Annotated in this window: 11 protein-coding genes; 9 read left to right on the top strand and 2 right to left on the bottom strand. The window is 38.4% G+C overall.

Annotated features, from left to right (window positions below):
* Positions 1-185, top strand: a 185-nt coding sequence (locus FT993_RS05260) for a T9SS type B sorting domain-containing protein (protein ID WP_147861489.1), incomplete at its 5' end; no start/stop codon positions are given.
* Between the two features lie 350 nt (positions 186-535).
* Here the strand turns inward: FT993_RS05260 and gldA are convergent.
* On the bottom strand, positions 536-1,432 hold the full coding sequence (gene gldA, locus FT993_RS05255) for a gliding motility-associated ABC transporter ATP-binding subunit GldA (RefSeq protein ID WP_147861488.1): 897 nt from the start codon (positions 1,430-1,432) through the stop codon (positions 536-538).
* A gap of 121 nt (positions 1,433-1,553) precedes the next feature.
* Here gldA and FT993_RS05250 point away from each other — a divergent pair, with 121 nt between their 5' ends.
* The 8 genes from FT993_RS05250 to rlmN all read left to right on the top strand — a co-directional run bounded on the left by FT993_RS05250 (position 1,554) and on the right by rlmN (position 8,563).
* On the top strand, positions 1,554-2,663 hold the full coding sequence (locus FT993_RS05250; RefSeq protein WP_147861499.1) for a chorismate mutase: 1,110 nt from the start codon (positions 1,554-1,556) through the stop codon (positions 2,661-2,663).
* Positions 2,664-2,674: 11 nt separating this feature from the next.
* Positions 2,675-3,628 (top strand): ribosome small subunit-dependent GTPase A, encoded by a 954-nt coding sequence (gene rsgA, locus FT993_RS05245; RefSeq protein WP_147861487.1) that lies wholly within the window; start codon positions 2,675-2,677, stop codon positions 3,626-3,628.
* A gap of 3 nt (positions 3,629-3,631) precedes the next feature.
* On the top strand, positions 3,632-4,081 hold the full coding sequence (dtd, locus tag FT993_RS05240) for a D-aminoacyl-tRNA deacylase (protein WP_147861486.1): 450 nt from the start codon (positions 3,632-3,634) through the stop codon (positions 4,079-4,081).
* Complete coding sequence (locus FT993_RS05235; protein ID WP_147861485.1) at positions 4,082-4,408, top strand: nucleotide pyrophosphohydrolase; 327 nt, start codon at positions 4,082-4,084, stop codon at positions 4,406-4,408. It abuts the gene before it with no gap.
* A complete protein-coding gene (locus FT993_RS05230) occupies positions 4,405-4,674 on the top strand; it encodes a hypothetical protein (RefSeq protein ID WP_187240758.1) in 270 nt (89 codons plus the stop codon). Before FT993_RS05235 ends, FT993_RS05230 begins: the two co-directional genes overlap by 4 nt.
* Positions 4,671-5,930: a 3-phosphoshikimate 1-carboxyvinyltransferase gene (locus FT993_RS05225; protein ID WP_147861483.1), complete on the top strand. Its 1,260-nt coding sequence runs from the start codon at positions 4,671-4,673 to the stop codon at positions 5,928-5,930. The genes FT993_RS05230 and FT993_RS05225 overlap by 4 nt, the downstream gene beginning before the upstream one ends.
* Positions 5,931-6,375: 445 nt before the next feature.
* On the top strand, positions 6,376-7,425 hold the full coding sequence (queA, locus tag FT993_RS05220; protein WP_147861498.1) for a tRNA preQ1(34) S-adenosylmethionine ribosyltransferase-isomerase QueA: 1,050 nt from the start codon (positions 6,376-6,378) through the stop codon (positions 7,423-7,425).
* A 91-nt stretch (positions 7,426-7,516) separates the two neighbouring features.
* Entirely contained in the window at positions 7,517-8,563 is a 1,047-nt protein-coding gene (gene rlmN / locus FT993_RS05215; protein ID WP_147861482.1) for a 23S rRNA (adenine(2503)-C(2))-methyltransferase RlmN, read from the top strand.
* 51 nt (positions 8,564-8,614) lie between these two features.
* Here rlmN and FT993_RS05210 read toward each other — a convergent pair whose 3' ends face one another.
* Positions 8,615-10,021, bottom strand: a complete 1,407-nt coding sequence (locus tag FT993_RS05210; protein ID WP_147861481.1) for a T9SS type A sorting domain-containing protein — start codon at positions 10,019-10,021, stop codon at positions 8,615-8,617.
* Positions 10,022-10,043 lie beyond the last annotated feature (22 nt).

Below are 10,043 nucleotides of genomic sequence, written 5' to 3'. Positions count from 1 at the left end.
TCTTTGACCGTTACGGTAAGCTATTGAAGCAATTAAGCCCAAGTGGTCCAGGATGGGACGGTACCTTTAACGGTAAGGCAATGCCATCAAATGACTACTGGTTTAGCGTAGAATACAAGCAAATTTTACCAACCGGTGAAGAGCGTATAGATACCTTTAAAGGTCACTTTACCTTGAAGAGATAATCAAGTTACCCTTTAAATTAAGAAAAGGCTGCTCCTAATAGAGCAGCCTTTTTTTTGCCATTTTAATAGTATTTATTGCTTAAAAGGATAGCCTTAAATAGTTTAAAGTCTGCTTAATTATGAATTCAAAACATTGGAATAGTTCACTTAGGGGTTTATTGAATTAAATAAAATCATTGCGGAGCTGGTAAAATGAACCGCTGTTTGCACTACAATAGGAAAAGCATTTTGTTATTTTGAAGCAATCTATACTTAGACAAAACATTTGTCTGGGGCAAGCAGTTGCAAAGAACCAGCCTATGAACTTGAAAAATTAGTAATAGAGGTTCAAAAACCTATAGTACAAGATTTTAGTGGGAGGTTATTTTTCTAAAATAGTCTTCTAGGCTCTCTTGTTCTTTGGTTAAAGAAAGTATTTTGCAATTATTGGCTTGAGACAAATCATAGATTTCGCCGCCCATATCCGTTTCGGTATCGAATTTTAAACGGTAGGAGCGAGCATCTATTGGTTCGCTTGAGATTAAATGCGGTAGGTGAGCAAACTTTTCTTCGCTTATGCCTTGGTCAAAAACCACTTGAATGATTTGATTTTTTTCTTGTTGTAAATCCGATAAGGGCTTATCAATTATCAATTCGCCCTTGTTCATAATCAACACCCGACTGCACATTGCTTCAACCTCTTGCATAATATGGGTGGAAAGAAAAATAGTTTTATCGGTACTAATACTTTTGATAAGATTCCTTATTTCTACCAATTGATTGGGATCTAAACCCGTAGTGGGTTCATCTAAAATCAGCACTTTGGGATCGTGCAACAAGGCTGTTGCAATTCCTACACGTTGGCGATAACCTTTTGAGAGCGCTTGAATTTTTTTACCTATTTCGGGTTGCAATCCCGTGAGTTCGATTACTTCTTGAATACGTTGTTTTGAACATTTATGAATACGAGCGTGAAACAATAAATACTCCCGTATATACATATCTTCATATAAGGGGTTGTGTTCGGGTAGATAGCCGGTCAAAGCTTGTACTTCTATAGGATTTGCTTGTACATCTATACCTTCTACAAAAGCGGATCCTGAACTAGGTTTAAGGTAGCCGGTAAGAATTTTCATCATAGTAGATTTTCCTGCGCCATTTGGTCCTAAAAAACCAATTACCTCTCCGCTTTTAATTTCAAAAGAAATTTCTTGGAGGGCTTGTTGTTGACCATAAAATTTACTCAGATTTTTTACCAGAATCCCCATAAATAATTCGTTTATGTTATTGGTTTAAGATTGTAAATTTACATATTTTATTGAAAGCCTACTTTTATTTATACTAGAGAATAAAGTATCTTCGTAAAAAAGATGAAATATGGGTAAGGAAATGTCTGGTAATACTGCAATGAACGATTGGTTGAAAGCTTTTAATTTAAATCGACCATTGTTAATTGCTGGTCCTTGTAGTGCCGAAACCGAAGAGCAAGTACTGGCCACAGCAAAAGCATTGCAAAACACAGACACCAATGTATTGCGTGCGGGTATTTGGAAACCCCGTACCAGACCTGGCAACTTTGAAGGCGTGGGTGCGCTGGGTTTAAAATGGCTTTTAAAAGCTAAAAGAGAAACCGGTTTGCTTACTACTACCGAGGTGGCCAACCCCATTCACGTAGATCTAGCTTTAAAGCACGAAGTTGATATTTTATGGATAGGGGCACGTACCAGTGTTTCTCCTTTTGCCGTTCAAGAAATTGCCGAAGCGCTTAAAGGGACTAACAAAATAGTACTGGTTAAAAATCCTATTAATCCAGACTTAAGTTTATGGCTAGGAGCTTTAGAACGTTTTTATAAAACCGGTATAGAGCAATTGGGTGCTATTCACCGTGGTTTTTCTAGCTATAAAGATAGTTTGTATAGAAATATACCCGAGTGGCAAATACCTATTGACCTAAGGCAAGAACTCCCCGATATACCCTTAATTTTAGATCCTTCTCACATCGCTGGCGATAGGAAGTTGATTTTTGATTTATGCCAAACCGCCTTAGATTTAAATTATAATGGATTGATGATTGAAACCCATCCTAATCCAGACCAAGCCTGGAGCGATGCTAAACAGCAAATAACGCCAGAAACGCTAGCAGACTATACCCGCAAATTAAAGGTGAGAAAGAAAAGTTCATCAAATCAAGATTATGAAGCCTCTTTAAGTCGGTTGCGCCTTCAAATTGATAAGTTAGATGAACAACTGATTCAAATACTTATCGATCGTATGCAAATTGCCGATAAAATTGGAGCGGTAAAAAAGAATCATAATGTGGCTATTTTACAACCAGAACGCTGGCAGGCCATATTACAAAAAATGATAAATTTGGGTGTAGATAAAGGTCTAGCCGAAGAATTTGTGTACAGACTCTTTCAAGCGATACATCAAGAGTCTATAGCCCACCAACAAAAAATATTGCACGCAAATAATTCGCAACAAGCAAATAGCCATTAAGCGGAAAGCCTATGAAAGAAGGAATCGTATATAAATCAACCGGAAGTTGGTATCTTGTCAAAGAAAAAGAAGAGGAGAATTTTTATAAGTGCCGCATCAAAGGCAAATTTAGAATAAAAGGAATCAAAAGTACCAACCCTGTTGCTGTAGGCGATCTTGTTTTGTTTCAATTAGAAGCAAACAAAGAAGAAGAAACAGGAGTTATTCAAGATATAAAACCTAGAGAAAATTATATCGTACGTAAATCGGTTAATTTGTCTAAACAAACGCATATCATAGCCTCCAATTTAGACCAAGCCTTTTTAATGGTTACGCTTAATAACCCGCCTACCTTTACTTCTTTTATCGATCGTTTTTTAGTAACCGCACAAGCTTATCAAATACCAACCACCATCTTGTTCAATAAAATAGATGCTTATACAGAAGATGAAAAAGATGAAATTCGGCATTTGGCTTTGTTGTATCGTGAAATTGGCTACACTTGTATAGGTACATCGGCGGTTAGCGGTAAAAATATTGAAAAAGTAAAAGAACTTCTTAAAGATAAAACGACCCTTTTAGCGGGTCATAGTGGTGTGGGTAAATCTACTTTAATCAATGCGATTGAGCCAAGCTTAGATTTAAAAACGGCGCAAATCTCTAACCAACATTTGCAAGGCCAACATACGACTACCTTTGCAGAGATGTTTGATTTGCCTGAAGGCGGACAAATAATCGATACTCCAGGAATCAAAGGTTTTGGAGTGGTAGATATGGAAAAAGAAGAGCTAGACCATTACTTTCCTGAATTTTTTGCTCGTAAAAAAGATTGTAAATTTCACAATTGCCTGCATCTCGAAGAGCCCAAATGTGCGGTTAAAGATGCTGTAGAAGAAGGCGATATTGCCTGGTCAAGGTATAAATCTTACTTGCAGTTGATACAAGGTGAAGACGAGAATTACAGAGTAGATATTTATAAAAATTAAAATATGCGAGCGACTATACAACGGGTGAGCCAAGCCAGCGTAGAGGTAGATAACCATATCGCTGGGGTTATTCAAGAAGGTTTGTTAATTTTATTGGGGGTTTGTGATGATGATACCGAAGATGACATTGCTTGGTTAAGCAAGAAAATTGCCCAACTGAGAATTTTCCGTGATGAACATAAACCCATGAATCGATCCCTAATCGATATTGATGGTGATGCGCTGGTGGTAAGTCAGTTTACCCTTTATGCCAATACTAAGAAGGGCAATCGCCCCAGTTTTGTTGACGCCGCTAGCCCTGAGCTGGCTAAAACACGTTACGAAGAATTTGTAAAGGCATTAGAAAAACAACTCGATAAGCGGGTGGCAACCGGCATATTTGGTGCCGATATGCAAGTTAGCCTAATCAATGACGGACCAGTTACCCTAAATATAGATACCAAAAACAGATAAATGATTATACAAGACGCACAAAAAGCAGTTGACGATTGGATTAAAACGCACGGAGTGCGGTATTTTAATGAATTGACCAATATGGCTCAGCTTACCGAAGAGGTAGGAGAGGTGGCCCGTATTATCGCCCGCCGTTATGGCGAGCAAAGCGAAAAAGAAAGCGATAAAAACAAAGACTTAGGCGAAGAACTAGCCGATGTGGTTTTTGTGGTACTCTGTTTGGCCAATCAAACCGGTGTAAATCTGCAAGAAGCTTTCGATAAAAAGCTTGAGCTCAAAACCAAACGCGATCACGATAGGCACCACCAGAACCAAAAACTTAAATGATGAGTTCTTTTAAACAAATACTAAAAGCACCCAATTTTTGGAAATCGGTGCTTTTTATTGGCCTAGCCTTTGTTTTGTTGTACAATGCAATTGATTACGCTTTTGGTTATTCGATGAATTGGGATCAATTTCTGGCGACCAAGTGGCAAGGAAGCACAAAATGGCGTTTTATCATCGCGAACATTTTGGGTGGGGCACTTTACGGATTTATCATTAGTTTTTTACGCTATCGCAAGCAAATCTTACAAGATAAGCACAAAAAATGATACGGCTAGAGCATAGTAAAACACCTATTGCGGCAAAGATTAAAATTAGCGGCTCCAAAAGCATTAGCAACCGCTTGCTCATACTTCAGCAATTTTGTCCAGATTTGATTTTAGATAACCTATCGGATAGCGAGGATACTCAAGTGCTTATTAAAGCCCTGCAAAGTCAAGAAGAACATATTAATGTGGGGCATGCCGGTACTGCTATGCGTTTTTTACTAGCTTATTTTGCTACGCAACAAAAAGTTACAAAAATTATAACCGGAAGCAAGCGTATGCAGCAACGACCGGTAGCACCTTTGGTGGAAGCCTTACGGCAGTTGGGAGCTAAAATTACCTACTTGGGTACCAAAGGCTACCCACCCGTGAAAATTCATGGGTTTTCTCAACAAATTGCTCAAATAAATATTAAGGCAGGTATTAGCAGTCAGTTTATAACGGCCTTACTATTGGTAGGGCATCAACTACCCTTGGGTTTAGACTTGCATTTACAGGGCAGGCTCATTTCAAAACCCTATGTACAAATGACTATTGACCTGTTGGCGCAATTGGGGGTGCATGTAGCAGTAGAGGAAAAACGAATATTAATTGAACCCCAGCAGCTTAAGCCGCAAAAGATTAATGTTGAACCCGATTGGAGCTCGGCTTCTTATTTTTATAGCGCCTTGGCTTTAGCGCCTGTAGGTTCAACTTGTTTCCTTTACGGATTTAAAACAAAAAGTTTACAAGGAGATGCCCGTTTAGTCTCTTGGTACAAAAAATTGGGGGTCGAAACCCAAGAAACATCCGAAGGATTACAATTGAAACGCGTGGAGAAAGAAATTCCGAGCCATCTTAGCCTAGACTTAGTCAACAACCCAGACCTGGCACAAACCTTAGTAGTTACCTGCTTGGGTTTAGGTATGAGCTGTGATTTGTCTGGCTTGCAAAGTTTAAAAATAAAAGAAACCGATAGACTACAAGCTTTAAAAAATGAAATGCAAGGCTTAGGGGCAACTTTGCGTATTACCGGTTCAAGTTTACATTTGAGCCGCCAACAAAATCCGCTGCAAAGCGCCACTATAAAAACCTACCAAGATCACCGTATGGCTATGGCTTTTGCACCATTAGCTTTAAAAGTACCCCTAATGATAGAGAATGAAGCAGTGGTAGCCAAATCTTACCGAAGCTTTTGGAAAGATTGGGAGAAAATGGGTTTTTTAATCAATTATAAAACAGGTTTTTATAAACTTATGGGTAAATCAAATAAAAGATAAGCAACTTTTATAAATACGCTGCCTAAGAAGTAATAATTTGTTCTGCGACTTATAAAAAAATATTGTACAATATTTAAGCGAAAATTGTACAATATTTATAAAAAAATTGTACAATATTTTTTCAAGAGTTGTACAACTTTTGTAAATAAGCTCCCTATGTTATTTTAAAAAGTACAGCAACTTTTGTTAGGTACTAGCCTATCTTTTTTCAAAATCTTATAGATGTACTGTTTTATTATTTCCTGTATTCAATTTTTTCAATTTCAAACCTTTATTAGTTTTGGCATCAGTAGCAGTAATAGAGGCATTATATTTAAAATAACAGCAAGCTTTGAATCCGCGAAAGCTAACCCACTAGATTTTAGGTAAAAAACATGTCGTTTTACTTGACAACCCCTAGTCTGAGGTTGTATATTTGCATTCTTTTAAAAATGATACTATGGGAATGAAACTTTCGCAGTTCAATTTTGAACTACCTAAAGAGTTATTAGCAGAATACCCTTCTGAGCATCGCGACGAAGCCCGTTTGATGGTAATACACAGAGAATCGGGAAAAATTGAGCATAAAATGTTTAAAGACCTAATCGATTATTTTGATACCGATGATGTAATGGTTTTTAATAACACGAAAGTGTTTCCTGCCCGTTTATTTGGAAACAAAGAGAAAACAGGGGCTCGTATTGAGGTTTTCTTATTAAGAGAGCTTAACGCCGAAACCCGATTATGGGATGTTTTGGTAGATCCTGCTAGGAAGATAAGAATAGGAAATAAACTATATTTTGGTGAAGATGAGAGTTTAGTGGCCGAGGTTATCGATAACACTACCTCTAGAGGAAGAACCCTACGCTTTTTATATGACGGATCTTATGAAGAGTTTAGAAAAAAATTAAATGATTTAGGAGAGACACCGCTACCCAAATACATCAAAAGGGAAGTAGAGCCAGAAGATGCAGAACGTTATCAAACCATATATGCCAAGCAAGAAGGAGCAGTAGCAGCCCCAACCGCTGGCTTGCATTTTTCTAAACATCTGTTGAAACGTCTAGAAATTAAAGGGATAAATCTTGCCGAAGTTACGCTTCACGTAGGATTAGGTACTTTTAATCCTGTTGAAGTGGAAGATCTGTCTAAACATAAAATGGATAGTGAAGAGGCAGAGATTGCCAAAGAAACTACTCAAATTGTTAATAAGGGTATAGAAGATAAGCGTCGCGTTTGTGCGGTAGGTACTACCGTTATGCGCTCTTTAGAAAGTGCGGTTTCATCAAACGGTACCTTGAACGAGTTTAAGGGATGGACCAATAAATTTATTTTTCCTCCTTATGACTTTAGTATTGCCAATTGTATGATTACTAATTTTCATACGCCAAAGTCAACGCTTTTAATGATGATTTCGGCATTTATGGGGCACGAATTAATGGAAAAAGCCTATAAAGAAGCCATTAAAGAAAAATACAAGTTTTATAGTTATGGCGATGCGATGTTAATTTTATAACTGCAACGCACACAATCTAGTAAAACCACACTTCGGTGTGGTTTTTTTGTTTAAATTTTAGTAAGCGTAAATAAAAATCTACCTTTGCAGCGTGAAAAAAGAGAAAAAAGATATACGGTCGCTCACTAAAGAGCAATTGAGAGATTTTTTTGTTTCTATTGGTGAAAAAGCCTTTAGGGGTAATCAAGTCTATGAGTGGTTGTGGTCTAAAGCGGCGCACGATTTTGATGCGATGACCAACCTCTCAAAAGAGGTAAGGCAATTGTTAGAAGAGCACTTTGTAATCAACCACATACAGGTAGATGAAATGCAGCGCAGTAGCGATGGCACCATTAAAAATGCCGTAAAATTACACGACGGTCTAACGGTAGAGTCTGTATTGATTCCTACCTTTTCTAGAACAACTGCCTGCGTTTCTTCACAAGTGGGTTGCAGTCTAGATTGTCAGTTTTGCGCTACAGCCCGCTTAAAGCGGATGCGTAATTTGAATGCCGATGAGATTTATGATCAAGTAGTCGCTATAGATCAAGAAAGCCGATTGTACAATGGTATACCCTTATCTAATATTGTTTATATGGGTATGGGAGAGCCATTGATGAATTATAAAAATGTATTGGCCTCTATAGAAAAAATAACCTCTCCCGAAGGACTTGGAATGTCGCCAAAGCGCATTACGGTTTCTACTTCGGGTGTGCCCAAGATGATAAAAAAATTAGCCGATGATGAGGTAAAATTTAATTTGGCTGTTTCCCTACATTCAGCTATTGATGAAGTGCGCACGCAAATCATGCCTTTTAATGCTAGTTTCCCTTTAAAAGATTTAAAAGAATCTTTAATTTATTGGTACCAGAAAACAAAGAGGAGAGTAACCTATGAATATTTAATTTGGAAAGACATCAATGACAAACCAAAAGACATTGCTGCATTAGTCGATTTTTGTAAAGCTATCCCCTGTAAGGTGAATATCATAGAATACAACCCAATAGATGATGGTGCTTTTCAACAAGCCGATACCCAGGTTACCTCGGCTTATCAGCGTGCTTTAGAACAGGCAGGTATAACGGTAACGGTAAGGCGTTCACGAGGTAAAGACATTGATGCTGCCTGTGGACAACTCGCTAATAAATCTTCTAAATAAAAAAGGCTGCCTTTTTAGACAGCCTCTTTTTTAGGTGTTGGTGGGCGAGATCTACTCGACCATAAATTTAAAACTTGCTTGTTTGTTACTCATATTTAATCGAGCAAAATAAACACCAGGTGTTAACTGACTAAGATCTATTTGTGCCGATTCTTTATTTACCTTAATGGTTTTGATTTGCTTACCTTGCAAGTTATAAAGATTTACTTCTTTTAATAATTGCGTGGTATTTATAAATAGCTGCTTGTTTTGCGTATAGAAAGTATGACTCAATGCATCTGCTTGATCTAAACCAGCAGTCCCTTCTGTAGTGAAACTCCAAGTAGGCGTATTTACAGCAGCGCCAGCATCGTTTTTAGGAATAACGCGCCAGTAATAAGTTGTTCCGTAGGTTACGTTGCTTAAGGTGGTGCTGGTACCATTTACATTACCCAAAATATTTAGCTGAGTAGGATCTGTGGCGGTAGGATCGCTTAAGTAAAATTCATATTGTGCTGGAGCGCCTCCTGTTGCGGCTGCCTCCCATGTTAAATCTACACTAAGTTGGTTTTGGTTGTCGGTATATAAGACTACCCCTGTGGCGCCATCTGCAGGCGTTGGATTGGCAGCGGGGTCTGGTGCAATGCTACTATCACCCGTTGTAAAAGACCAGGTAGCAGAGTTAGTCGCTGTTCCTGCAGCATTCTTGGCCACTACTTGCCAATAATAGGTTTCTCCTTCTTGAATACCGGTTACATTTACCGAAGTGTTTGGTGTTGAACCAAGCAAGTTGAGCTGAGTAGGATCTGTAGCGGTTGGGTCACTTAAGTAAAATTCATATTCATCTGGTGTACCTCCTGTTGTAGCAGCAACCCAAGAGAAACTTACTTGTGGTTGATTTTGAGCATTCATACTTACGCCTACTTGAGTAGCGCCATCGGCTGGAGAGGGTGTAGTAACGGCGTCGGGTAAAGTGGCTACTGTCGATGAACTCACCACATCAAAAGTAAACGCGTTGGTGCTTCCTAAACCAGCATTAGCATAATAGTTATCAAATGCTATATAATAGGTAGTGTTGGCATAAGCAACGAAAGATACGGTAGGGTCGTTTAAGGTAGCTCCACCGTCTGGGGTGGTTACCAAACTACCCCCAAGACAATTTAAACTGGTACAAGTACCATCAAATACACTAAAAGAAGGAAAATAATCTGTGCTACTCACCGAAGCAGGTGCAGGTGAAGTTACAGTAATGGTTTGGTCTTGAGTTGGTGTAAAGGTATACCAACCGCTACTGGTAATATCGGAGGCGGTGTAATAAGCAGGGTTACAAGTAGTGGTGGTTGCGGTTCCCGAAACCCCTGTTGCATTCACGGTAAGGGAAGCATTAAAATTTAAGGTAATACTTTGCGCATTGTTACAGTCAGACTGAGCATACAGCCAACCGGTAAAAAGCATGAGTAGTAAGGTAATTTTTTTCATGATAATTTGTTTTAACAATTGT

The organism is Mesonia sp. HuA40 (genome assembly GCF_008017835.1).
Taxonomy (GTDB): domain Bacteria; phylum Bacteroidota; class Bacteroidia; order Flavobacteriales; family Flavobacteriaceae; genus Mesonia.
The sequence above is the reverse complement of the archived record's forward strand: the minus strand, read 5'-3'. Positions and strand labels throughout refer to the sequence as shown.

Excerpts from the sequence above, each read along its gene's own strand:
- queA (WP_147861498.1), top strand. The coding sequence starts at position 6,376 with ATGAAACTTTCGCAGTTCAATTTTGAACTACCTAAAGAGTTATTAGCA.
- dtd (WP_147861486.1), top strand. The coding sequence starts at position 3,632 with ATGCGAGCGACTATACAACGGGTGAGCCAAGCCAGCGTAGAGGTAGAT.
- FT993_RS05230 (WP_187240758.1), top strand. The coding sequence starts at position 4,405 with ATGATGAGTTCTTTTAAACAAATACTAAAAGCACCCAATTTTTGGAAA.
- FT993_RS05225 (WP_147861483.1), top strand. The coding sequence starts at position 4,671 with ATGATACGGCTAGAGCATAGTAAAACACCTATTGCGGCAAAGATTAAA.
- FT993_RS05235 (WP_147861485.1), top strand. The coding sequence starts at position 4,082 with ATGATTATACAAGACGCACAAAAAGCAGTTGACGATTGGATTAAAACG.
- gldA (WP_147861488.1), bottom strand. The coding sequence starts at position 1,432 with ATGGGGATTCTGGTAAAAAATCTGAGTAAATTTTATGGTCAACAACAA.
- FT993_RS05250 (WP_147861499.1), top strand. The coding sequence starts at position 1,554 with ATGTCTGGTAATACTGCAATGAACGATTGGTTGAAAGCTTTTAATTTA.
- FT993_RS05210 (WP_147861481.1), bottom strand. The coding sequence starts at position 10,021 with ATGAAAAAAATTACCTTACTACTCATGCTTTTTACCGGTTGGCTGTAT.
- rsgA (WP_147861487.1), top strand. The coding sequence starts at position 2,675 with ATGAAAGAAGGAATCGTATATAAATCAACCGGAAGTTGGTATCTTGTC.